At 67.7% G+C, this 23963-nt stretch carries 15 protein-coding genes and 1 pseudogene; 5 read left to right on the top strand and 11 right to left on the bottom strand.

All coding sequences use genetic code 11. The annotated features are described in order from the left end of the window. Positions 1–160 precede the first annotated feature (160 nt). Entirely contained in the window at positions 161–1732 is a 1572-nt protein-coding gene (locus tag DZC73_RS30580; protein ID WP_124539812.1) for a methyl-accepting chemotaxis protein, read from the top strand. Here the strand turns inward: DZC73_RS30580 and dctA are convergent. From dctA to DZC73_RS30670, 7 genes and pseudogenes are all read right to left on the bottom strand, one after another. Beyond that, positions 1723–3057 carry a C4-dicarboxylate transporter DctA gene (gene dctA / locus DZC73_RS08550; RefSeq protein ID WP_124539811.1) on the bottom strand — a complete coding sequence of 445 codons (1335 nt, stop codon included), beginning with the start codon at positions 3055–3057 and terminating at the stop codon, positions 1723–1725. The two genes, DZC73_RS30580 and dctA, sit on opposite strands and share 10 nt — an antisense overlap. 70 nt (positions 3058–3127) lie before the next feature. After that, entirely contained in the window at positions 3128–4474 is a 1347-nt protein-coding gene (locus DZC73_RS08545; RefSeq protein ID WP_124539810.1) for a class-II fumarase/aspartase family protein, read from the bottom strand. A 30-nt stretch (positions 4475–4504) separates the two neighbouring features. Continuing rightward, entirely contained in the window at positions 4505–5320 is an 816-nt protein-coding gene (locus DZC73_RS08540; protein ID WP_124539809.1) for an HpcH/HpaI aldolase/citrate lyase family protein, read from the bottom strand. Further along, positions 5320–6501, bottom strand: a complete 1182-nt coding sequence (locus DZC73_RS08535; protein ID WP_124539808.1) for a CaiB/BaiF CoA transferase family protein — start codon at positions 6499–6501, stop codon at positions 5320–5322. Before DZC73_RS08535 ends, DZC73_RS08540 begins: the two co-directional genes overlap by 1 nt. A 14-nt stretch (positions 6502–6515) precedes the next feature. Continuing rightward, positions 6516–7376 (bottom strand): FAS1-like dehydratase domain-containing protein, encoded by an 861-nt coding sequence (locus DZC73_RS08530; RefSeq protein ID WP_124539807.1) that lies wholly within the window; start codon positions 7374–7376, stop codon positions 6516–6518. 10 nt (positions 7377–7386) lie between these two features. Then, complete coding sequence (locus DZC73_RS30675; RefSeq protein WP_407924099.1) at positions 7387–8346, bottom strand: Bug family tripartite tricarboxylate transporter substrate binding protein; 960 nt, start codon at positions 8344–8346, stop codon at positions 7387–7389. Between the two features lie 51 nt (positions 8347–8397). Continuing rightward, positions 8398–9444 (bottom strand): annotated as a pseudogene (locus tag DZC73_RS30670) (4-oxalomesaconate tautomerase); the annotation flags it as partial. A 90-nt stretch (positions 9445–9534) separates the two neighbouring features. Between DZC73_RS30670 and DZC73_RS08520 the strand changes: the two are divergent. Further along, positions 9535–10470, top strand: a complete 936-nt coding sequence (locus DZC73_RS08520; RefSeq protein WP_124539805.1) for a LysR family transcriptional regulator — start codon at positions 9535–9537, stop codon at positions 10468–10470. Between the two features lie 14 nt (positions 10471–10484). On the opposite strand, the gene DZC73_RS08515 is transcribed toward DZC73_RS08520, so the two are convergent. After that, on the bottom strand, positions 10485–12704 hold the full coding sequence (locus DZC73_RS08515; protein ID WP_124539804.1) for a LamG-like jellyroll fold domain-containing protein: 2220 nt from the start codon (positions 12702–12704) through the stop codon (positions 10485–10487). A 336-nt stretch (positions 12705–13040) separates the two neighbouring features. Between DZC73_RS08515 and DZC73_RS29970 the strand changes: the two genes are divergently transcribed. Both DZC73_RS29970 and DZC73_RS29535 read left to right on the top strand, forming a co-directional pair. Beyond that, on the top strand, positions 13041–13361 hold the full coding sequence (locus DZC73_RS29970; RefSeq protein WP_161974505.1) for a hypothetical protein: 321 nt from the start codon (positions 13041–13043) through the stop codon (positions 13359–13361). Further along, on the top strand, positions 13307–14326 hold the full coding sequence (locus DZC73_RS29535) for a hypothetical protein (protein WP_161974504.1): 1020 nt from the start codon (positions 13307–13309) through the stop codon (positions 14324–14326). Before DZC73_RS29970 ends, DZC73_RS29535 begins: the two co-directional genes overlap by 55 nt. A gap of 47 nt (positions 14327–14373) precedes the next feature. Here DZC73_RS29535 and DZC73_RS08505 read toward each other — a convergent pair whose 3' ends face one another. Then, positions 14374–15981, bottom strand: a complete 1608-nt coding sequence (locus DZC73_RS08505) for a glycoside hydrolase (protein WP_124539803.1) — start codon at positions 15979–15981, stop codon at positions 14374–14376. Between the two features lie 345 nt (positions 15982–16326). Continuing rightward, positions 16327–19230 (bottom strand): dockerin, encoded by a 2904-nt coding sequence (locus DZC73_RS08495; protein WP_198414808.1) that lies wholly within the window; start codon positions 19228–19230, stop codon positions 16327–16329. A 139-nt stretch (positions 19231–19369) separates the two neighbouring features. On the opposite strand from DZC73_RS08495, the gene DZC73_RS08490 reads away from it, so the two are divergent. Then, the gene (locus DZC73_RS08490) at positions 19370–22309 is read left to right on the top strand and encodes a winged helix-turn-helix domain-containing protein (protein WP_161974503.1); all 2940 of its coding nucleotides are present in this window, start codon (positions 19370–19372) and stop codon (positions 22307–22309) included. Here DZC73_RS08490 and DZC73_RS08485 read toward each other — a convergent pair. Beyond that, positions 22306–23958: a tannase/feruloyl esterase family alpha/beta hydrolase gene (locus tag DZC73_RS08485; RefSeq protein ID WP_124539800.1), complete on the bottom strand. Its 1653-nt coding sequence runs from the start codon at positions 23956–23958 to the stop codon at positions 22306–22308. The genes DZC73_RS08490 and DZC73_RS08485 overlap by 4 nt on opposite strands. Between the last annotated feature and the right edge of the window lie 5 nt (positions 23959–23963).

Here is a 23963-nt window from a genome sequence, read left to right as displayed (position 1 = left end):
CGGTCGTTTCTACTGGAAACCCCTAGGTGCCGGCTTTATCAAGCGCCCGAAACATCAGAGATGCGGCCATTCGAGTCATCATTTTTTCGAATTGATCAGAAATGATTCAAGCGAACATGATTTCGTCCGAAATGACGGACGTAAATCGAGGAGCCATCCCATGATTTCGTTGAGCCTGCGCGGCAAGATGCTCGCCGCATTCTTCCTGGAGATCGCCCTGCTGGTCGCGTTGGCGGGCGTGGCCATGTCCCGGCTTTCCGATCTGAACAGCAACTCAGAGGATCTCGGGGCCAACTGGCTGCCTAGCGTCGAAAGCCTCGGCGACATCCGCACCGATGTCGCGATGGTGCGGCTAGCCCAGATCCGCCAGGTGCTGGCCAAGGATCCCGCCACGCAGGCTGCGACCGACAAGCTGCTGCAAGAACGCGTGGGACGCTACCAGAAGCACCGGGAAGACTATGTCAAGGTGATCAGCTCGAATGAGGAGCGCCGTCTCTGGGACGAGTTCGAGGGGCAATGGAGCCGCTACACCGCCATGGTCCAGACGCTGGTTGTTCCCCAGGCCCGCGCAGGACATGAGGCCGAGGCGCTGCATGCTCTGTATGGCACCGAGGGACAGAAGCAGTTCGACGACCTCAGCGACACCCTGGCTCGCGACATCAAGCTGAACGTGGAGGGGGCGGGCGCGGCGGTGGCTCACAGCCGCGAGGGGTACCTCTCGGCCAGGGCCTGGACCATCGGCATGTCCCTCCTGGCGGTGCTCCTGGCACTGGGTCTGGCGGTGCTCATCAGCGGCCACGTGCTGCGTGCCATCGGCGGCGAGCCTGCCAACGTCAGCGGCGTGGTGGCGCGCATCGCGGCCGGCGACCTGTCCACGCCGGTGACCCTGCGCCGCGGCGACGATGCCAGCATCCTGGCAGGCATCCAGCGCATGCAGGTCGGCCTGCGGCACGTGGTGGGGGAGGTGCGCAACGGCGCGGAGTCGGTGGCGACGGCCTCCAGCCAGATCGCCCAGGGCAACCTGGACCTGAGCTCGCGCACCGAGGAGCAGGCGTCCAGCCTGCAGCAGACGGCCGCGTCGCTGGAGCAGATGGCCTCGGCAGTGCGCACCAACGCCGACACCGCCAGCCAGGCCAACCAACTGGCCGACGGTGCCTCGATGGTGGCGGCGCAGGGCGGAGAACTCGTGGGCGAGGTCGTGCAGACCATGGCCGACATCAGCGCCGCGAGTCGCAAGATCGCGGACATCATCAGCGTCATCGATGGCATCGCGTTCCAGACCAACATCCTCGCGTTGAATGCGGCGGTGGAGGCGGCGAGGGCAGGCGAGCACGGCAAGGGCTTCGCGGTGGTGGCCAGCGAGGTGCGCAATCTCGCTCAGCGCAGTGCCACCGCGGCGCGCGAGATCAAGGCACTCATCCACGACAGTGCCGGCAAGGTCGAGGCCGGTTCGGAGCTGGTGTCGCGTGCGGGAAAGACCATGGCCGAGATCGTGACCCAGGTCCGGCGTGTGAGCGACCTCATGAACGAGATCACTGCTGCCACCAGCGAGCAGAGCGGCGGCATCTCTCAGATCAACACCGCGGTGTCGCAGCTGGACCAGACGACGCAGCAGAACGCCGCGCTGGTGGAGGAGTCGGCGGCCGCATCCGAGAGCCTGAAGTGCAATGGCCTGCGGCTGTTGGAATCGGTCAGCGTGTTCCGGCTCGATGCGGCCGGCGTTCACGCATGAATGGCGAGTTGCTTTGGTGCCGCGCTTGGGATCCCCACGTCCTCTTCAAGGGCCAGCTCGGTCACGGCATGGTCCTGCGCGAGCTCTCGCCTGAGAACCTCACGATCGCACGCGTGTTCCCAGATCGACACGACCACGCAGGCGACGGCATTGCTCATGGTGCTGGTCAAGGCCCTCGCTTCGGACATGAAGCGGTCGATGCCGACGATCAGCGCCACGCCGGCCACGGGCAGGTCGGGCATCACGGTGAGCGTCGCGACCAGGGCGACGAAGCCGCTGCCGGTCACGCCGGCTGCCCCCTTGGACGTCAGCAGCATGAGCCCGAGCATCGTGGCGATCTGCGTCCATGAGAGCTGGATGTCGCAGGCCTGGGCGATGAACATCGACGCGAGCGTCAGGTAGATCGCCGTGCCGTCGAGATTGAACGAATAGCCAGTCGGCAGGACCAGGCCGACCACGCCCTTCTTGCACCCCAGCCGCTCGAGCTTCATCAGCAGTCGAGGCAGGACCGGCTCGCTCGACGAGGTGCCCAGCACCACCAGCAGTTCCTCGCGGATGTAGCGCAGCAGCTGCCAGAGCCGGAAGCCGTGCAGGCGCGCCAGCAAGCCGAGCACCACCACGACGAAGAAGATGCAGGCCACGTAGAAGGTGCCGATCAGCAACCCGAGGGAGCCGATCGATTTGATCCCGTAGCGGCCGACGGTGAACGCCATCGCACCGAAGGCGCCCAGCGGGGCGAGCCGCATGATGAAGCCGAATGCGGCGAACAGCATGTGGGCCAGGCCGTCGATGCCATCGAGCACGATCCGGCCAGCCGCGCCGATCCGGGTCAGGCCGAAGCCGCACAGCACCGACAGCAGCAGCACCGGCAGCACCTCGCCTTCCGCGAAGGCACCGAAGAACGACACGGGAATGATGTGCATCATGAATTCGGTGAAGCCGCGCGGGGGCACCTGGCTCGAGTACTTGGCCGCCACCGCGGCATCAAGGTGCTTGGGGTCGATGTGCATCCCCGCGCCTGGCTGCAGCAGGAACACCGCCGCCAGGCCGGTCAGCAAAGCGAGGACCGTGAGCGCGTAGAACAACCCCATCGACTTCAACAAGGTCTTGCCGATCTCGCGGGTGTCGTTCAGCGAGGTGATGCCGCTCACGATGGTGCAGAAGACGATCGGCGCGATCATCATCTTCACCAGTTTGACGAAGCCATCGCCGAGCGGCTTCAACGCCGCGCCGATGTCGGGCCACCAGTGGCCCACGGTGATGCCGAGCACCAGGCCGATCAGGACCTGGACGTAGAGCAGCTTGACCAGCTTGCCGGGTTTCATGGCGTTGTCTCCTGGAGATGATGCGAGGAAGAACCTGAGCCGGTCTGCGCCGGCTTGTGGCGGTGCAGCGTCAGCGCAGGGTCGCGAGCACGCGGTCCACCATCACGCCGGACTGACCCAGGTAGTTGGCGGGATCGCAAAGCCTGGCGAGGGCGGCGCGGTCGAGGTGCTTGTTGATCTCGCGGTGCTCGGCCAGCAGGTCGAGCAGCGGCCGCTGCTGCCGGACCGCCTCGCGGCAGATGTCATAGACCAGGTCGTGCGCGTACTCACGGCCGATGTACGGACCCAGGCCCATCATCACGGCCTCGCTCATCACGAGCCCATGCGTCAGGTCGATGTTGCGGCGCATGGCCTGTGCATCGACCTCCAGTCCTTCGAGCACGAAGCGCGACTGTTTCAAGGCGCCGGCCATCAGGCAGAACGCCTCGGGCAGCACGATCCACTCGATCTCCCACGGGCCGGTCGAACGCTCGTGGTCGGCGACCATCGCATCCATCAGGGCGGCCGCATGCTGGCGCACCACCGAGATCGCCGCGTGGATGTAGCACGACGAGATGGGGTTGCGCTTTTGCGGCATCGTGCTGCTGCTGCCCCGGCCGTGAGCGAAAGGTTCGTAGACCTCGCCGACTTCCGTCTGCATCATCAGCTTGACGTCCATGCTCAGCTTGCCGAGCGTGCCACCGACCAAGCCGAGGAAGGCACCGACTTCGGCGATGTTGTCGCGGATCGTGTGCCAGGCGATGAGCGGCTGCTTGAGCCCGAGCTCGGCGCACAGTCCCGCCTGGGTTTCCATCGCGCCTTTGTCGAGCGAGGCCAGGGTGCCTGCCGCGCCGGCGAACTCGCCGACGAGGACGCGCTCCTTGAGCTGGCTCAGCCGTTCGCGGTGGCGCTCGATGGCCGAGAGCAGCCCGGCCATCTTGTAGCCGAAGGTCACGGGAATGGCCTGCTGCAGGTTGCTGCGGCCGATCATCGGCGTGTCGCGGTGCGCCTTCGCGTGGCGCGCCATGGCCGAAGAGATGGCCGCCAGCTCGCGCTCGACGATCGCCAGCGCCTCGCGGATCTGCAGCACGGTGGCGGTGTCGGTGATGTCCTGCGTGGTCGCACCCCAGTGGCAGTATTCGCCGAGCTTGTCGCGGCACAGCGCATTGAGCTGCGAGACCACGCCGAGGATGGGGTAGCCGATGCGCTCGGTCTGCTGGCGCAGCTTGACCATGTCGATCTGGTCGAGCCGGCAGTGGCTGACGATCTCGTCCGCGGCCTGTTGCGGAATGAGGCCCAGGCGCGCCTGGACCTTGGCCAGCGCGGACTCGATGTCGAGGTACTTCTGCGTGCGGTTCTCGTCGGACCACACGTGCCGCATCTCGTCGCTGGAGAAGATGCCCTGGAAGATGGCGGAGTCGATGATGGTGGAAGGCATGGCGGTTCCTTTGAAGGCGGGTCTTGGAGATCAGGTGCGGGAGCGCTGCAAGGTGCGCTGCGCCTGCAGCACGACCGGGCGGTCGATCATTCGGCCGTCGAGCTGTGCGGCGCCGGGCGATGCTGCTTCTGCGGCGAGCACGCGCCGCGCCCAGTCGATGGCCTGCGCGTCAGGCATGAAGGCCGCGTGGATAGGCGCGACCTGGCGTGGATGGATGCACAGCTTGGCGCCGAAGCCGTGCCGGCGCGACCAGGCGAGGTCGGCCAGCAGGCGGCGCTCATCGTCGATCTGCGGCGTGACGCCGGCCACCGGCGCCGGCAGGCCGGCCAGGCGCGATGCGATCGCCAGCACACCGGCGGCATGCACCAGGCCGTCGGCGTTGTCGGCGATGTCCAGGTCGAGGTCGAGCGCGTAGTCGAGCGTGCCAAAGACCAGGCGTTCCACGCCGTCGGTGCCGGCAACGTCCCGTGCGTTCGCGACGCCGGCCGCACTCTCGATCAGCGCGAACACCCGCGCCTGGGGCAGGGCGGCGCGCACTTCGCGAACCTGCGCAGCCGACTCGGCCTTGGGCAGCATCACGCCCGAGATGCGTGCATGACCCAACAGCTGCAGGTCCGCGGCAAAGTCGTCCGACAGGGTGTCGTTGATGCGCACGAGGACGCGGGCCCGATCGGTATCGGCGGCCTCGCTCGACCACCGGGCGATCGCGTCCCGGGCCTCGGACTTGGTGGCCGCCGCGACGGCATCCTCCAGGTCCAGCACGACCATGTCGGCGCCGCTGGCGAGCGCCTTGGCGAATCGCTCGGGGCGATTGCCCGGCACGAAGAGGTAGGTGCGGGGTGTCATCAGATGGCCTGCGCAGCGCGCAGTCGACGCACGGCTTCGCCGTTCATGCCCAGCTCGCTGAGGATCGCATCGGTGTGCTCGCCGAGGGCGGGCACCGGGTCCATGCGTGGGCCCTGGTCCCAGGTGCCCGGCGGCAGCATGGCCGGCAGCATGCCGGCCGGAGAACCGACTTCGCACCAGCGACCCCGCGCCTTCAACTGCGGGTGGTCCCACACCTCGTGCATGGTGTTGACCCGTGCGTTGGCGATCTGTGCCGCCTCCAGCCGCTGGACCACTTGTGGCGCGGTCAGCGGCGCAAAGGTCTCGACAATGAGTTCGCGCAAGGCGTTGCGCTCGGCCACGCGCCGGGCATTGCCGGCGAAGCGTGGATCGCGTGCCAGTTCCGGGCGCAGCAGCACCTTCTCGCAGAAGTTCACCCACTCGCGCTCGTTCTGCAGACCGAGCATCACGCTGCCGCCGTCGGCCCCCGTGGGGAACGGTCCGTACGGATAGATCGTCGCGTGCGCCGCGCCGGTGCGCGGTGGGGGCGATGCGCCGTCGAAGGCGTAGTACAGCGGGTAGCTCGTCCATTCCGCCAGCGACTCCAGCATCGAGATGTCGATGTGCTGGCCCCGCCCGGTCTGCGCGCGCTGCAGCAAGGCCGAGAGGATGTTGGTGTAGGCGTACATGCCCGCGGCAATGTCGGCGATCGACGGTCCGGCCTTGCACGGCTCGTCGGGCGTGCCGGTGACGGAGACGAAGCCGGCCTCGCTCTGGATCAGCAGGTCGTAGGCTTTCTTGTCACGGTACGGGCCGTCCGCGCCATAGCCGGAGATGTCGCACACGATGATGGACGGCTTCTTCGCCGCCAGCACCTCGTGGCCCAGTCCCAGGCGCGCGGCGGCGCCGGGCGCGAGGTTCTGCACCACCACATCCGCTTTTTCCAGCACCAGCCGCTGCAGCACCTGGGCGGCCTCGGGATGCTTCACATCCAGCGTGAGGCTTTCCTTGGAGCGGTTGGTCCAGACGAAATGCGATGCGAGCCCGCGCACGCGGGCGTCGTAGCCGCGTGCGAAGTCGCCGCTGCCGGGACGCTCGATCTTGATGACGCGGGCGCCGAGGTCGGCGAGCTGGCGCGTGGCGAACGGTGCGGCGATCGCGTGCTCCAGCGTGACGACAGTGAGACCTTTCAAGGGTTGCATGGCTCGGTCTCCTGTCAGCGCAGCGTCGCGACCGCGTCCATCGTGAGCCAGCCTTCGTGGTCCTGGGCCCACAGCTTGACGGTCTTGCCATCGTCCTGAAGCTGTCCGTTGACGCGGAACGGGTTCAGGTCGAAGGTGGGCCTCACGGCCTTGAAGCGAAACGTGGCGACATCGGCGTCGGGCAGGTTGCGGCGCACCAGGTCCATCAGCAGCGTCGCGATGAGCGGGCCGTGCACGATCAGCCCCGGATAGCCCTCGACCTCGGTCACGTACTTGCGGTCATAGTGGATTCGGTGCCCGTTGAAGGTGAGCGCCGAATATCGGAACAGCAGCACGTCGTCGGGCACGACCTCTCGCTGCCAGGCAGCGCCGGTTGGCGCGCGCTGCGGCGGCGGCTCCACGTCGCCGGCCTGCCTGGCCTCCCGGTACACGATGTCGTGGAACTCCACGATCGAAGGCTGCGCCGAACCGTTGCGGCGCACTTCGTGCCGCACCTTGACGAATACCAACTGGCCGGTCCGGCCTGCCTTGGCCGACACGTCGGCGATGGTGGAGGTGCGCTGCACCGCATCGCCCACCCGCACCGGCGAACGGAATTCGAACTGGCTGCCGGCCCACATGCGCCGCGGCAAGGGCACGGGCGGCAGGAAGCCGCCCCGCCTGGCGTGTCCGTCAGGCCCGATCTCGCCTTGACGGTGCAGCGGCAGGAAATAGAGCCAATGCCACAGCGGCGGCAAGGTCGTTCCGGCCTCCACCGGCATCGCCGGGTGGTCCAGCGTCGCGTTGAGCTGCTTCACGGGTGTGGCGCCGATCTGGTCGTGCAGCGTCTCGCTGCGGCCGATCCAGGCGCCGAGGTCATTCAGGTGGTGGGTCATGCGATTCGCCTCATTCCGCCGTGAGCCTGGCGCGCTGCACCACGCCTTTCCATTTCGCCAGTTCGCTCTTCACGAGTTCTGCGAACTTCTCGGGCGTGCTTGTCTCGACATCCGCGCCATGCTCTTCCATGCGCTTGACGACCTCCTTGTCCGCCAGCACCTGGTTCAAGGCCTTGTTGAGCTGCTCGATGACCGGCCTGGGCGTCCTGGCGGGGGCAAAGAAGCCATACCACTGTTGCACGTCGACCCCGTCCACACCGGCCTCCTTCAACGTCGGGACTTCCGGCAGCAGTGCCGAGCGCTTCGGGCCGGCAATCGCCAGGGCCCGCAGCTTGCCGGCCTTCACGTGCGGCAGCGCCGTGTACAGGCTGGGGAACATGAGCTGGGTCTGTCCGGCGATGGTGTCGGTGATGGCGGGTGCAGAGCCCTTGTACGGCGCGCCCAGCATCACGACGCCTGCGCTCAGCTTGAACAGCTCGGCCGCGTAGTGCGGCGCCGTGCCGTTGCCGGCGGAGGCGTAGGTGAACTTGTCCGGCTTGGCCTTGAGCTGCGCCACCAGGTCCTTGACGTCCTTGACCGGCACGGTGGCGTTGGCCACCATCAGCGTCGGCGAATAGCCCACCAGGCCGACCGGGGCGAAATCATTCACGGGGTCATAGCGCAGCTTCTGCAGCGCCGGGTTCATCGCGTGCGTGGCGATGTAGCCGAACATCAGCGTGTGGCCGTCGGGCGCGGCGCGGGCGACGAACTCGCTCGCGATGGCACCGTTGGCACCGGCGCGGTTGTCGATGATGACGGTCTGGCCGAGCAGCGGCCCGAGCTTCTGCGCGATGGTGCGGGCCATGGCGTCATTGCCGCCGCCGGCGGCTGTGGGCACCACGACGGTGATCGTCTTGTCGGGCCAGGCCATCGCCAGAGGCGCCGCAGCGGCCATCACGGCAGCGGCCACGGGTGCGATGAAGCGGTTCATGGGCTTGTCTCCTTCCATGGGATTCGAAAACACGTACGGCGGAATGTGAAGTTCGCCTTGCAGGATCTTTCGGGCGGTGCGCACGAGCGCGGCGCGATGCACGCGAGCCTCGCTTCCGAAGCCCGCCACTGCCACCTCGACCTCGATGCGTCCCTGGGGGTGCAGCACCGAAATGGCCCGCACACCGGCCTGGTCGAGGTCGCTGCTGATCACGGTGCCGGGCAGCGCGAAGGCCGTGGCCACGCCGATGGCGCCGGTGACCGCGTGGGATGCGTGGCACCGCCGCGGGGTGAAGTAGCGCGAGGTGATGCTGTTGGCGTCGTCGCCCTTGCTGGCGATCACGGGCTTGGGCACGACACTGGCGGACACGTCGCCCAGGCCCATGGCGCGGCCGGCTGCACAGCGAATCGACTCGATGCGGGCCAGCAGCGCCGCATCGGCATCAAGGTCTGAAGGGCTTTCGCGGCCGGTCAGGCCCAGGTCCTGCGCACGCAGGATGACCAGCGGCATCGCGGCATCGATGCAGGTCACCTCGACGCCTTCGATGGTGTCGATGCGCTGCCCGGTGGGAAACAGCGAGCCGGTGACCGCGCCCCAGGCATCGAGGAAGTTCAGCCGGATGGGCGCCGCCGTGCCCGCCACGCCGTCGATGCCTGTTTCTCCGTCATAGCTCACCCGGCCGCCCGGCGTGAGGACCGTCACGTCGATGCGGGACCGCGTGTTGACGTTGAAGACACGCACCGTGGTTTCGCCATCTTGCGCGGCGACCAGTCCCTGCTCGATCGCGAAGGGGGCGACACCCGACAGCATGTTGCCGCAATTGGGCCGCGTGTCCACCGACCTTTGCCCCACGCCGACCTGGGCAAAGAGGTAGTCGACGTCGCATCCGGGCTGCGCCGATTTCGAGACGATGGCGACCTTGCTGGTCAGCGTGCTGCCGCCGCCCACACCGTCGACTTGGAGCAGGTCGGATGCGCCGATGGCACCGATCAGCGCCTCGTCCCGGGCGGTGTCGTCGGCCGGCAACCATTCACGCAGGAAGAACGGGCCACGCGAGGTGCCGGCACGCATCAGGACGCAGGGGATCACTCGGTTCATGCCAACGATGATCGGCGCCGGGATTGCAAAAGTGAATTGCATCTTTAAGATCAACTGATCCGCTTTTGGCATCAATCGACGGGGCACTCCATGGCCATCAACTTCGACCTGAACGACCTGCTGGCCTTCCGTGCAGTGGCCGAACTCAGCAGTTTTCGCAAGGCCGCCGAGTCGGTGCATCTTTCGCAGCCGGCGTTCAGCCGCCGCATCGACAAGCTGGAGCAGGCCCTGGGCGTGCGGCTGCTCGAGCGCACGACGCGCCGCGTGACGCTCACCGCGGTGGGCCGCGATTTCGAACGCAAGGTGCGCGAACTGCTGGATGAGCTCGACGCCACGCTGCTGGGCATCCGGGGCGGGGCGGTGACGCGGATGGGCGAGGTGACCGTGGCCTGCGTGCCCTCCACGGTGTACTACTACCTGTCAGAGGTGATTCGGCGTTACCACGAGCGCAGCCCGAAGGTGCGCGTGAAGGTGCTCGACGCCGGCGCCAACGAGGTGCTGGCGGCGGTCGCTCGCGGCGAAGCGGACTTCGGCCTCAACTTCATCGGCGCCCAGGAAGGCGAGCTGGAATTCAAGCCCCTGGTGGAAGAGAGGTTCGTCGCCGCATGCCGGCGCGACCATCCGCTGGCGAAGATGCGGCGCGTGAGCTGGGCCCAGCTGGCGCAGTACGACTACATCTCGGTCGGGCGGACTTCAGGCAACCGCGTGCTGCTGGAACAAGCGCTGGTCGGCGTCCCCGGACGGCCACAAGCCATCTACGAAGCCCAGCACGTGACCACGACGCTCGGCCTCGTGGAAGCCGGCCTGGGGATCGCGGCCGTGCCCTCGATGGCCATGCCGGGGCCCGACCATCCCCTGCTGGTCAGCGTGCCGCTGGTCGAGCCGGTCGTCACCCGCAAGGTGGGCTTGATCCGGCGCCGCGGACGCTCGCTGTCGCCGGCGGCCCAGCAATTGTTCGACCTGTTCGGGGAAGTGAAGGAACGAAGGCGCGGGTCGGCGAAGGGGGCGACAGGGCGTGGGGCCTAGTCCGGCGGATGTGATCAGGCCTGCGCCAGTGCAGCCACCTCGGCGGCGCTCAGCGCGCCCGCGTGGACGCGGAAGTCCTGGATGCGGCCGTTGAACGACGGATGCGCCCAGTTGCGCCCGAGAAAGGTCACCTGGTCGCCGACCTGGCGCGGCGACAGCAGGATGTCGTCGGACTTGGCCACTTCGGTGCCGTCGACATACAGCCGCGCGGTGTTGCCTCGCAGCGTGACCGCCACATGGACCCAGCGGCGAGTCGGCATGAACCAGGGAGCTTCCACGAACTGCACGTCGTTGTGTGTGGCGCCATAGATCCCGAAACGCAGCCCGCTTCCTGTCTGGGGTGCGATGAACATGCAGGAGAACGCGTCCTGCCCCGAGAAGAACAGGCAGCTGTCCCAGTGCAGCGAATTCGCGTACGCCCACAGGGACACGCTGAAGTCGTCCAGGTCGCTGAACAGCCCGGAAGGCAGTTGCAGACCTGCCTTCTGGCCGTCGAACACGAGGGCCTTGTCGTTGCGACGTCCGTCGCCCCAGGCCGCGCCGTCCAGCAGCGTGCCCTCCACCGACGCCGAGGTGCCGGCGGTGGTGAACACCGTGCCGGCCGTGCCTGAGTTGTTCACGCCGTTCAGCGGCATGGCCAGGCGGAGCTCGCCCGGAACGGCGATGCGGGCCACATTGGAGCCGCCGCTTGGGGCACCGGTGCCCTCGGCGGTGACCTGATAGAACCAGACGCCGTTGGGCGGCGCATCGCTGTACGTGAGCAGTTCGCTCGCCGACACCGTGCCCAGGAGAATGAAGGGGCCGTTCGCCTTCGCGCCTCGCCTGACTGCATACGAGGTCGCGCCGACGCTGCCCCACCACGACAGCACGACGCGGTCGCCGCGCAAATGGGCGGTGAGGCCGGAGGCCGGCTTCATCGACCCGGCAGGCACACGGCGATGGATCAGCGTCGGCCACCAGACGTCGTCGCTGCTGCCGCCGTACTTCGGCTCGCACCACGTCACCATGCGCGCGACGTTCGGCGCCGCGAGTCCCATGCGGTTGACATAGTGGTTGTAGATGGGCTCCCAGGCGTTGCGGCCGTGCTGGAACGACTGGTTTACCTGGGTCCACGGATTTGGGTGGGGCTGCGTCGGGTCTTGCTCGCGCGCATACGGCATCGGATACGGCTTGCCGTTCTCGTCCAGCAGGTTGGAGCGGGCCACGTACTCGGCCGCCGCCAGGAAGCGGTTGTTGTACAGCCCGTAGAGATCGTCACCCTGGTTCCAGGCCATCTCCAGCAGGTCGCCGCCCAGCGACATGCCCAGTGTCGAGTGGCCCTGGTCGCGGCCGCTCTCCTCCCACTGTCCGAAATGGCCCGGGTGCATGAAGTAGACGCCGTGCACGATGGAGCCGTTGCCGAAGGTCCTGAGCTTGCCGCGGTTGTTGCCCGCGTAGCAATCGCAGGCCAGCCGGTACAGGTCGGGCTGGTCGCAGAACACGCCGATGGCCATGGCTGCGGCCATCGAGGCCATGTCCCAGTTGGCATGGGACCCGATGCGCCCGTCGCTGAGGAACCACGACGAAACCGGTGCGAAGACCTTGAGCATCATGTCCTGGAAGCGCTTCAGGTTCTCAGGCGCCCAGCCGGAGTAGGTGCGCAGGATCTCGCCGATCTGCGCCAACTGGTGGCCTTGGATGCCCGCAAGGATGATGAAGGTGTGGTCGTCATGGGCGGTCGACCCGGGGGGAACCGTCCCGACCTCCTTCAGGGTGTTCGCCCAGGCGTCCAGGAACTCCACGGCCTTGGCGGCATATCGGTCGTCCTGGGGGTCGGACAGCTTCCAGCGCAGTACCAGGGTCCACGCGCGCTGGATGTCGACGTACAGGTTGTTCTTGCTGCCGTCGGCCCGGTAGACCGCCGGCAGCGGTTGGGGATTGGTGTTCAGGGTGGCGAAGCGCTCGGCGCACAGCTTGTTCCACCAGCCCGTCCACGGTTCCTGGCCGGCCTTGATGAGCGCGCGGATGCGGGTGGCGTCGTCTTCGGTGACCAACAGGCCCGGGTGGTGGAATACACCGCTCACCGAGGCGGGCACGGGTCCCGATGCCGGCGTGGACTGGTGTTCGCCTTGCCCTGCCGCCTGCGCCGATTCGGACCCTTCGAGATTCGCACCACATCCAGGCAGCAGCGGCAGCAACGGGAACAGGCCAAGCCCCAAGGAGAACGCACGTCGTGCCGGATCAGGCAAGTTCATGAGGTCGTCGCCTTGCGCAAAAGTCCTGGACACGTTCTCTTCCTTCTCTGCCGTTCAGGGGTCGCACGGTAGCGCCCCATGCTGGTGAAATCATGACGAATTCATATCGGTGAATCGGGGCGTACGCGATCTCACATCGTGTTACAGCCGTCGGCAATCCGCCGTCACGCCTTCTTCATGTTTTCTGGCGAGTTCGTGCCTACGCTTGCCGGCATCAATCAGCGCACATCGCCACGAACGACCTGAACATGGCAGTAACGAATCGCCTCCCGGGCACTGACATTCCGCAGTCTGTACTTTGTGTTTCGCTGGCCGCGCTCCTCGCGGCTTGCGGCGGTGGAGGCGGCAACTCCGATCCCTCGGGAGCACCTGCGCCTGCGCCTGCGCCTGCACCTGCACCTGCACCTGCACCTGCACCTGCACCTGCACCTGCACCTGCACCTGCACCTGCACCTGCACCTGCACCTGCACCTGCACCTGCACCTGCACCTGCGCCTGCGCCTGCGCCTGCGCCTGCACCTGCACCTGCGCCTGCGCCTGCACCTGCGCCGGCACCTGCACCTGCACCTGCACCTGCACCGCCGATCACCGCAGCCCTTGGCATGCCCAATCGTCTTCTTGGTGGCCTGGGCGCCGGCAACTCGATCTCGGACATGAAGAGCCAGCAGATCCAGGTGGACATCATCGACACCTACCTTGTCGGTGTGGGCAGCGGTTCCTGGCCGACCTGGAACAGTCCCGATGGCGCCTACGTCACCTATGTCTCCGCGAACGTGAGGGCCTACGGCGCAGTGCCCATGTTCACGCTGTACCAGATGGCATCCAGGGGCGACGGGAACCTCAGCGGCATCACCGACGCCAGCTTCATGGACCCTTACTGGGCGCAGGCCAAGCTGATGTACCAGAAGATCGGCGCCACCGGCCAACCCGCGCTGGTCAACCTCGAGCCGGATTTCTGGGGCTACGTCCTGACCTCGGCACCCGGCGGTGATCCGGCGAAGATGCCGGCGCGCGTGAGCAGCGTGGCCGAATGCGCTGGCCTGCCCGACAACGCGGTGGGCATCGCCAAGTGCCTGTTGACGCTCGGGCGCACCTACGCACCCAAGGCGAAGATCGGCTTTCCTCCGTCCCACTGGGGCCGTGATGCGACCACGGTCGGCAACCTCATGGTGAAGCTCGGTGCGGACAAGGCCGACTTCATCGTGGCGCAGACGAGCGATCGCGATGCCGGCTGCTTCGAAGTCCCGACCCCGGTCGCCGAATGCGCGGGGCGCGGCAGCGGACCGTTCTACTGGGACGAGGACAACGTTGCGACGCCGAACTTCAACGAGAACCTCGCGCTGTGGAAGGACACGCGTCGCATCATGGGCAACCTGCCGATGCTGTTCTGGCAGACGCCCCTGGGCGTGCCGTCTTCAACGCCCGCCGGCACGCCCAACCACTACCGGGACAACCGCGTCCACTACATGCTCACGCATCCGACGCAGTACACCACCAACGGCGTGTTCGCCATCGTGTTCAGCGGCGGCGGCAGCACCTCGGCGAGCATCCAGACCGATGGCGGGCAGTTCGCGAGGATGTTCCAGGCCTACTTGTCGAACCCGGCGCCGTTCCCGCCCTGAAGGCGGTTGCTGGAACTGAAAGGCCGGCCTCGCCGGCCTTTCAGCTTTCAGTTCACCAAGGTCGTGATGCTCTTGGCCGGAAGCAGGACGGAGAACGCGGTGGCGCTGACACCGATGGCCGGCTGCCGCTCGAACGCGGCGGTTGCGGTGGTGCGGTACGGCGTCAAGCTGGTCAGCGCACGGCCCGCAGGCGCGACCGACGCGGTGAGGGTGACCTCGGCGTCGTTCTCGTTCACGAGCACCACCACCACCTTGCTGTCGCTGGTGCCGGGAGCCGTTCCGAACGATGACACGCGAACGCCCTTTTGCGGGAGCGCCGTGCTGTCGTAGCGCACATAGCCCGGGCGAATGAAATACGAGAAGTGCTTCATGCCCAGGCCGAAATAGGTCAATGCGTCGCTCGTGCCGATCAAGCCGGTCGGCGTGGCGTCGTTGGAGTTGACGAGCCACCAATGGACGTAGGCGTTGTACTGCGACAGCGTCAGGCCATCGTGGATTTCCTTCGCAATCGCAATCGCATCGTCGATGCTGGTCGGCCACGAGGTCTTGGCGTCGGACTTGTTGACCGAGTCCAGGAAGTGCTCGGTCATCCAGACTTCCTTGCCCAGCCTTGCTGCCGATGCGGAGTAGCTCGGCGTGCTTCCGTAGAGGTGCCCCCCCACGATGCCGATGTTGCCGGCCGCCTTGGGGTCTGCCAGCAGCGTGTCGGTGGTGGCCTGCGAGTAGTAGAAGGACTCGGCCGCCAAGAGCTTGGTGGTGGTGCCGGCGATGGCGGCACCGCCGTGGTCGCCAACCCAGGCCTTCATTTCTTCCGGGCTCCAAAGACAGGATTCGTAGGTTTGCGGATCCCAGTCCGGCTCGTTCTGAAGCGAGACCGCATAGAGATCCACCTTGCGGGTGGCCGCATAGCGGACGTAGGCGTTCAGGTACTTGGCGTAGTCGGCGTACTTCGCTGGATCGAGGCGCCCGCTGTACTGCGGATTGCTGCGGTCCGCGTTGACGATCTTCATGCTCGCCGGGGGCGACCATGGAGAAGCGAAGACGATGGCGCCGCGCGCCTGCGCCGCCGCGCCGTTGTCCAGCTCGGCGGACCACTGGTTCGTGTCGGCGCTCTGCGTGGACGTGTTCCAGTCGGCGGGCGCGATCCGCAGGCGAAGGATGCTCAGGCCGAGGCTGTCGGACAGGCTGGTGCCGAACAGCACGTTCAGCCGATGATCCGACATCTTGCTGTAGTACCAGGCGGCTGATCCGCCGAAGCCGCGGATGGTTTGCTTCGGAACGTCGAAGTGGATGGCGGCCGTGTTCGCGGCAGGCTGGATGGTCAAGACCGTGCTCGCGCTCGCCGACCTGTAGTGCGCACTGTCCGTGGGAACGAAGGTGGCCTGGAGGATCGCCGACCCGGCGACGCTCGTCGTGGCGGCACTCAGCGGCTTGCCGTCCGCCGTGGTGTAGGAGGCCGCATCGGCCGTTCCGCGGATGCCGTAGAGCGCGTACGGCTTCGTCGTGAGCTGCGCAGCCGTCAGCGTGGAACCTTGGAGTACAGCCGAGGGGATGTCCCATCGCACCGGCGGCTCGGCCTTGTTGACCGTCAGCGCCCGCGTGACCGTGCTCGGCGAGTTCTTTGTCTTGTCCTGCGGGGTGAACGTGACCGACAACTGCTGAACGCCGACTTCAGGCTTCGCTCCAGCGGCCGGCGAATAGCTGAACGATCCCGCGACGTTCGATCTGGCGTTGAGCTGCGCCGTGCTGAGTGCCGTGCCCCAGGCAATGGGTGCGGGATCGGGCCACGTGATGCTTGCAGCCGGCGGGGGCGCGGGTGCAGGTGCAGGTGCAGGTGCAGGTGCAGGTGCAGGTGCAGGTGCAGGCGCAGGCGCAGGCGATCCTGCCCCGTCCGAACCGTTCGACCCGCCCCCGCATGCAGCCAGGACGGCAGAACACAGGGTCGCAGCAAGAGGCCAGGGGCGGGCAGGAGTCAAGGTCGACATGGGGTCGGTGCGCATTCAGTTGCTGTACAGCACGCCCCGGCAGGTGCCGCCGACGTAGATTCGCCCATAGGTGTTCTGGTCAGCGGCCATCACGCCGACGCCGGCGTACTGGTGGGCGTCGTCGTTGTGGCGCACCCAGGTGGCGCCGCCATCGTCCGAGCGCCACACACCCCACACGCTGTTGATCACGCCCACCACGTAGACCGCGGCCGAGTACGTGGAGCCTGCCTTCGGCTTGCCCAGCGCCACGATGCTGGCGCCCGACACTTCGGGCCCGAGCCAATCGTTGCGCCCGTTCCAGATCGGCGCGAAGTTGTTCAGCTTGGTCCAGGTCGCGCCGGAATCCACCGAGTGGTAGACGGCCAGGCCGTCGGCCACCCAGAGGTCCCCCTCGACGTTGGGGTTCACCGCCATCGACGAGGACCCCCACGGCGCGAAGCGCATGTTGGCCGACACCGAGCCCTGGCTGAGCGTGAAGTTGTGGCCGCCGTCCGTCGAGACATAGACCTTGGCCCCGGTGTAGGTCCACCAGGCGCCGCCCGAGTCGTAGGCATAGACCTTGTTCGGGTTCTTTCGGTCCGCGACCAGGCGGTAGCTGCGGGCCACGCCATTCTGCACAGCGAGCGCAGGCAGGTTGGTGGCCGTCCAGGTGGCACCGTTGTCGGTGCTGTAGGAGGGCACCGAATCCGCCGGCGCCCAGACCACCTTGTTGCGGGCCGTCACGGCGAGGTTCGACGCCTCGCTCGTGTTGGTTGCGGCGCCCGAAGGCAGCGCGGCAAAGGTCGCCCAACTCTGGCCTCCGTCGCCGGACCAGTAGCCCGTGCCGCCCGCCGTGGCGGAGCCATTGACGACGCCGCCTGCGGCGATGTAGTTCGGATCGGACCAGGCCATGTCGGCGGAGTTGCCGCTGTTCCACTGCTTGTAGGGGCTCAGCGTGGGCGTCGTCGCGAGGTTGGTGTGCACCCAGGTGCCGACGTCACCCGAACTGTTGATGAAGAAGTACGGCGCGCCGGCCGGCGGTGTCCTCAGGCCCAGCGTGCAGGTCTCCTCCAGGCCAACGACCGAGTTGTTCCAGGTCGGCGTCGCCGAGGAGGCGTTGCGTGTCTCGACGATGCCGCCGCCGTGGACGTGCAGGATGTGATCGCGGTTCGACGGATCGATCTCGACATCGTCGACCCAGCCCGAGGCGCCTTGCCCTGGCATGCCCGCTTCGATCTCGCGCCAGGTCTGGCCGCCGTTGTCCGACAGCTGAACGACCTGCTTGCCGCTGTACTCGCCCCAGGTGCCGCTGACGCCGAGGGCGATGCGCGCCGTCGAGCCGCTGCCTTGGACAGAGATGCCACCGTAGCCGGCGGAGTCGTTGCTGTTGAGCAGGGTCCAGTTGTTGCCGTCGAACTTGTACAGGCGCGCGGGACCACCATCGCCCGGGCCCTTGCCCTTGGTGAAGAGCACATAGAACAGTCCATCCGCGGCGCGCACGATGTGCGGCACGTGATAGCCCGACACCGGTGTCGACACCGGCGCCCACGAGGCACCGCCGTCGGTGGACTTGTAGAGGTTCGAGCTCAGGCCCGCGGCATTGACGTAGTCGGGCGCGATCGCCGTGTAGAGGGTCGGGGTCGCGTTTCCGCCGCCCAGGGTCCCCGTGTCGAACACGACCAGTTCCACGCCCATCGCCTGGCCGCCCAGGGCATTGAGCTGATCGGAGCTCAGCTTGGCGCTCGACAGCGACGTCACCTGTGCCCAGGTGCGGCCCGAGTCGGTGCTCTTCCACAGCCCGGCCGTGCGTGAGCCGAAGAACAGCGTCGAGGGCTTGTTGGGGTCGACCGACAGGCGCTCGCCAATCGCGCGGCCGAGGTTGTTCGCACCCGCCGAGAACGGAAGGTCCACATGCGTCCAGTGGTCTCCGCGGTCGCTGGAGATGTACAGCCGGGCGGTGGCGTCTGTCGAGGCGTACATGCCGGTGACGATGTAGACGAGCCGGTCGTTGGTCGGATCCAGCGCGATGCTCTCGACACCGTGCTGGAAGCCCTCGGCCGCGGTGAACCCGTCGGTGATGGGCAGCCATGACGAGGTGGCCTGGTTCCAGCGGTAGGCTCCGCCGACGTCGGTGCGGGCGTACAGCAGGTTCGCAGACGTCGGATGGAAGACGAGGCCGGTGACATAGCCGCCGCCGCCGAACTTGGCACTGGACCAGGTCGTGCCCTGGGCCACCGGGGCCGCCGGTGTCGCACCAGCCGACTGCGTGGAAGGTGTGCTCTCTCCGGCCGCATTCACGGCCGTGACCTGGTAGTAGTAGGTCGTGCCGTTGGCCACCGCACGATCGCTGTAGCCTGGCGTCGAACTCGTGCCTACCACGCTGCCCTGCGAGCCTTGGGTCGTCGATCGATAGACGCTGTAGGTGGTTGCCGATGCGGCCGCTGTCCAGGTCAGCGTCACGACGGAATCCCCCGCGACGGCGTTGACCCCGGTCGGTGCCACTGGCACCACGACCGGGACATTCGGCGTCGCACCTGCGGAGGCCGCGGATGCGGCGCCCTCGCCGGCGGCGTTGCTTGCCGTGACCACGTAGTAGTAGGTCGTGCCATTGGTGGCCGTGGCGTCGACGTAGCTCGTCGTCGCGCTCGATCCCATCTTCGTGCCTTGCGCGCCCTGGGTCGTGGAGCGGTAGACGTTGTAGGACGTTGCTCCGGCCACGGCGTTCCAGCGGATCGTCGCCTCATGGTCGCCCGCGGTCACCGTGACACCTGCAGGCGCGCCTGGAACGGTGGCCGGCGTCGCCGGTGTGTCCGACGACGCGGCGCCGCTGCCGCCGCCGCAGCCCACGAGCAGTGCCACGACGAAAGCCAACAGGCAGAGCCACGCGTGCGATGGCGTGGTGCCGGCGTGCCGGCGCAATGAGAGGTGGGCGATGTTCATGGCGCCGCAGTGTCGACAAGCACCCGGGCGCATTCATGATCGAGTTGTGACGGATGACAGGCGCAAGGACAACGATACGTTTGCGCAACAATTCAGTGTTCTCCGCCTTCTGCCAAAGACCAGGTCCGCCACTGACGCCATGAGCGAGCTTCTCATCACACTGCCGGGCGGATCGCTCGACCTGCTTCGGGGACATGTGCTTCGCGATGGGGAGCCGGTGAAGATCGAGCCGCGGGCCTGGCGGGTGCTGGAGAAACTGGCCCGCCTTCGCCATCGCGTGGTCACGAAGGAAGAGCTGCTGGCCGCGCTGCGCCCCGAGGGCACGGCCACCGAAGACGCGCTGCGGCAGGCGGTGCGCGTGGCCCGGCGGGCCATCGGCGACGACGGGCCGCAGCCGATCATCCGCTCGATCCCGCGCGTGGGCTACATCTTCGACTTGCCCTCCGCGCAGGGCGCCGCGCATGCCGCGGCTGGCATGCCGCGCGAGCTTGTCCCCTCGCTGATCATCGGCCCCTTGCGCGATCACACCGGACAGCCCGGCCTGCACTGGGCGGCGAATGGCCTGGCCGCTTGCATTGCGCACGGGCTGTCGATGGATGGACGCCTCCACGTCCAGGATGCGCAGTCACTGCCGACCTCCTGGCCGCAGGAGCACTTGCGCATGCTGCAGCTGCTGCGCGCCGCCGGTGCTCGCCATGCGGTGCTGGGTTCATTGAGTCTTGCAGGCAGCGAACTCGCGCTCGATCTGCAGATCCACGACCACGACAGGAAGACCGTCATTGCGATCCGCGCCGCCACGCCTGCAGGCCTCGTGCTTCCAGCCATCAAGACATTGCAGCAGACGCTGCTCGGAGACGACAAGCCCCACGACTCGACCCACGGTTTGCACGGGCACTCCTTGCAGTCGATCGAGTTGTTCGCCCGTGCCAAGCACTGCGTCGCCATCAACCGCCACGCGGCCGCGCTGCGGGCCCTGGACCTGCTACGGCGACTGGACCCGGGGTTTCCTCGGCTCGAGCTGGAGCTGCTGCGCGCCCAGGCCTTGTGCGGCAGCGACGATGCACTGGTCACCGCCGCACGGCTGCTGGACGCCGCGAGACGCGACCGGGCCGAGGGGCTCGAAGCGCAAGCGCGGCAATGCATGGGAACGCTGCACCACGTGAAAGGCCAGTTGCGCGAGGCGGCGCAGAGCTTCCAGCAAGCCCTCATGCTGGGTCGCGGCTGCATGCCGCCGCATTGGCAGGGGCAGACCTTGACGCTGCTCGCATCCGTCGAATGCCGCCTCGGCGAGCTGCATTCCGTTGCGGCACGCCTGGACGAGGCGCAGGCGATCTTCACGCGCATCGGCAGCCACTGGGGGCTGCTGACCGTGCTGTGGCTGCGGGCGATCATGAGCTCGTTGTCCGGCCATGCCGAGCAGTCCATCCGGTGGAACCGAAAGCTCGTGAAAGTCGCTCGCCGGCTCCATGCCAACACGGCGCTCGCCAGCGTGTGCCTCAACCTCGCGGGCGAACTGGTCTACGCGGACAGGCTGGAGGAGGCGCGGGAGTGCGCCGAAGAGGCGACCGCCACCGCGCTGGCGATCGAGGCCGACCTGAGCCTGCTGAGCACCGTGGCCAACATCCACTGCCTGCTCCATCGCCTGCAAGACCGCCCCGATGCTGCCGCCGAGCTGCTGTCGCTGCTGCCCCAGCCGGCCGCGGTGCAGGACGATGGCTTCATCTGGCAGGCCCACGGCCACGCCGCCATGGCGGCCGGCCGCGTCGACGAGGCGGCCGACTGTTTCCTGCAATCGGCCACCGAGTGCCGCCGCCGCGGCAACCGCGCAGCCGAGGCTCCGCTGCTGCCCTGGCTCGTGGAGGCCCTTGTGCTCAGCGGGCGCCTGGCTGCCGCGCAGGCGGAGCTCGAGCGCGCCGAGGCCCAGGCGCACCTGCAGGACGAGACCACCACCGCGAACCTGCTGTACCCGCGCGCTTTGCTGGCTCGCCGGCGCCAGCAGGAACCGGAGACGCGGGCGCTGCTGGCGCGGCTGGACACCGCGCCGGCCGCGCTGCCCCTGTTCCGGCGGCTGGGGCAGGAGCTGTCAGCGGCGCCCGGCGACGCACAGCGCGAGCCTCCGAAGCCGCTGGCGCCGCCCAATGCCGAGATGCGCCGGCAGTACCGTTTCGCCCAGTGCCTTCTCGACATGGAGCGCCGTGAACTGTGGGTCGACGGGCGGCGTCAGGCCATCTCGCCGACGCCGTTCGACGTGCTCGTCCACCTGTACCACAACCGCCATCGCGTGGTGACGCAGGACGAGCTGCTGGACACGGTGTGGCACAAGGCCGCCGGGTCGCCGGAACTGGTGGCGCAGGCGATCGCCAAGATCCGCCAGGCGATGCGGCGCAGCAAGACGCACGCGGCGCGCATTCAGACCCTCTACGGCAAGGGCTACCGCCTGCTGGCCGATGCGCATGCGCAGCCCGACGACGACCCCGCCGCGGCGCTGTTGTCGGACCTGCATCCGGCGCATGAGCGCCCGCTGGCCGTCGTGCCGCTGCCAACAGGGAAGCCGGGTCCAACGGGTCCCGATCCTGATTGGGCCTGCCCCCTGGAAGTCATTGGTTACACGCTGGCCATGCACGCGCAGCTCAAGCGCATGTCTGCCGCGGAGGTGCAGGCCTGCGTCGACGGTGCCGCTGCCGCGACGCCCGAAGTGCTGGCGGCGGCCATCGGTGCCCGACACCCCGACACGCACGTCCTGTTCGCCCGCCTCGTGCGTCGCGACGACACCTTGGTGCTCGAGTACGTGCTGGTCTCGCCGGCCGGCCGCAACGAAGGCAGCCTGCAGGACCGGTCGCCGACGGCACTCGGCCGGCGACTGGCCGCCAGGCTGGTGCGGCTGCATGCCGGCGCCACGCAGGTGCACGCGCCATCGGTGGACGAGGGCGCCTGGACGATGCAGATGCTGGACCTCGCGTCTCGCGCCGCCGAAGAACACCGCGGGAACGACGCCCTGCAGATCCTCGACGTGGTCCTCGACCAGGATCCCGACCACGACCTGGCGACGGCGCTCAAGGCGCGCATCGGCACTCGCTAGCGGCACTCGAAGCTGGCGGCGTCCTCGGTGTCGGTGGCGCCGGCCTTGAGCATGGCCTGCTTGGGGTAGGCGCACAGCGGCCGGCTGCGCGTGGCCGGCCAGCCGGCGGCGACCACGTCCGGATCGGACGCGTTCACGGTGGCGCGCACGGCATCAGGTGCCGTGCCTTTCTCGACCCAGTTCTCCAGCGCCGTCAACATGTCGAAGCGATCCGTCGCCGGGCCGCCGCTGCAGTGGTTCATGCCGGGCACGAGGAACAGGCGCGCGTAGTTCGGCGCACTGGCATCCGCGGCTTTCAGTGCGTCGTACCAGGCCATGGTGTCGTTGGGCGAGAACACCGGGTCGGCCGTGCCGTGCACGACGATCAGCTTGCCGCGGGCTTTCAGCGTGGTCAGCTGCGTCGGATTCGGTGGCGTCATGAACTCGAGGGCGGACTCCTTGTAGGTCGCCGTCGTGGCGGCGATCTTCGCTGCCGCGGTGTCCATGCTGAAGCCGAGCTGGTAGCCCAGGCCGCCGTCTGCGAGGCTCGGCGCGTCGGGCGGCGACGAAAACACATAGCCCATCGCGCCGGCGCCGATCAAGGTGTTGAACGGCAGTGGCGCGAAGCCGGCATCGAGCTTCCAGAAGCGCCAGTTCTGCCCCGAGACGCCCGGATCCAGCGGCCAGCTCGCGTACAGCGCGTGGTTGGCGCTGTCGCGCGCGCCGCCGAAGATGTTCTGCAGCGCCGTCTTCTGCGCCGCGGTGAGACAGCTCGCATCGGGGGTGCCGGCGCAGGTCGGCACGTCGTTGGCGATGCTGAAGGCGGCCTGGCAGGCCGCGCGGTCGTTGACCATGCCATCGGCCACGCCGTCCAGCGCATCGCACTTGGCCAGGATCTTCTGCGCCACGAGGTTCATGGCCGAGGCGGGAAAGGCGTCCTTGGGCAATTGGCCGGGCGCTGCAGCGGACATGAACTGCTGCGTGTCCCACTGCTCGGCGATCGCCGCCTTCGGGAGGTTGAAGCCGGGGTTGCCAGCCACGTAGCCATCGAACTGGTCGGCGAAACGGGAGCTCGCGACCATGGCGTCACGCCCGCCGTTGGAGCAGCCGAGCAGGTACGAGCGGGCCGGCAACTGGCCGAATCGCGCCTGCACGATCTTCTTGGCCACCACGGTCACCTGGCCCACGGCGTGGTAGCCGTAGTCGCTGCGCGCCTGCGGATCCACGCCGAACGAGACGTCCGACTGGCCAGTGCCGTGGCCACCGTCCGTGCTGGCGACCGCATAGCCGCGCTCCAGGGCCGTGCCGGTGGGCGCATTGAGCAGGTTGCCGGTGGCCGGGACGATGACACCGTTGGTGCCTCCTCCTCCCTGGAAGAAGAACTTGCCGTTCCAGGCCGCCGGCAGCGGCGTGCGCAGCTCGAAGCCGATCGCGTACGGCTTGCCGTCGATGCCGGTGCGCGCATTCAATGATCCGTTCACCTTGCAGTGCGCCGGCAGTGCGCCCGAGGCGGCCACCTCGACGGCGCTGGCGACCTGCAGGTTCTGGATGTTGAGCCTGGCGGTGGTGAGGTCGGTGCAGGCGAGGGTGGCCGGTGCATCGTTGCCGCCGCCGCATGCCGCGACCACGCTGGCCGCCACGACGAGCGAGAGGCTCGCGCGCTTGTTCATGTCTG

Origin of the sequence: Rhizobacter terrae (assembly GCF_003852895.1) — a bacterium.
In the GTDB taxonomy this organism is placed as follows: Bacteria; Pseudomonadota; Gammaproteobacteria; order Burkholderiales; family Burkholderiaceae_C; genus Albitalea; species Albitalea terrae.
The sequence above is the reverse complement of the archived record's forward strand: the minus strand, read 5'-3'. Positions and strand labels throughout refer to the sequence as shown.

Excerpts from the sequence above, each read along its gene's own strand:
- DZC73_RS08485 (WP_124539800.1), bottom strand. The coding sequence starts at position 23,958 with ATGAACAAGCGCGCGAGCCTCTCGCTCGTCGTGGCGGCCAGCGTGGTC.
- DZC73_RS08490 (WP_161974503.1), top strand. The coding sequence starts at position 19,370 with ATGAGCGAGCTTCTCATCACACTGCCGGGCGGATCGCTCGACCTGCTT.
- DZC73_RS08520 (WP_124539805.1), top strand. The coding sequence starts at position 9,535 with ATGGCCATCAACTTCGACCTGAACGACCTGCTGGCCTTCCGTGCAGTG.
- DZC73_RS08530 (WP_124539807.1), bottom strand. The coding sequence starts at position 7,376 with ATGACCCACCACCTGAATGACCTCGGCGCCTGGATCGGCCGCAGCGAG.
- DZC73_RS29535 (WP_161974504.1), top strand. The coding sequence starts at position 13,307 with ATGCCCAATCGTCTTCTTGGTGGCCTGGGCGCCGGCAACTCGATCTCG.
- DZC73_RS08540 (WP_124539809.1), bottom strand. The coding sequence starts at position 5,320 with ATGACACCCCGCACCTACCTCTTCGTGCCGGGCAATCGCCCCGAGCGA.
- DZC73_RS08535 (WP_124539808.1), bottom strand. The coding sequence starts at position 6,501 with ATGCAACCCTTGAAAGGTCTCACTGTCGTCACGCTGGAGCACGCGATC.
- DZC73_RS08545 (WP_124539810.1), bottom strand. The coding sequence starts at position 4,474 with ATGCCTTCCACCATCATCGACTCCGCCATCTTCCAGGGCATCTTCTCC.
- DZC73_RS08495 (WP_198414808.1), bottom strand. The coding sequence starts at position 19,230 with ATGAACATCGCCCACCTCTCATTGCGCCGGCACGCCGGCACCACGCCA.
- DZC73_RS08515 (WP_124539804.1), bottom strand. The coding sequence starts at position 12,704 with ATGAACTTGCCTGATCCGGCACGACGTGCGTTCTCCTTGGGGCTTGGC.
- DZC73_RS30675 (WP_407924099.1), bottom strand. The coding sequence starts at position 8,346 with ATGAACCGCTTCATCGCACCCGTGGCCGCTGCCGTGATGGCCGCTGCG.
- DZC73_RS30580 (WP_124539812.1), top strand. The coding sequence starts at position 161 with ATGATTTCGTTGAGCCTGCGCGGCAAGATGCTCGCCGCATTCTTCCTG.
- dctA (WP_124539811.1), bottom strand. The coding sequence starts at position 3,057 with ATGAAACCCGGCAAGCTGGTCAAGCTGCTCTACGTCCAGGTCCTGATC.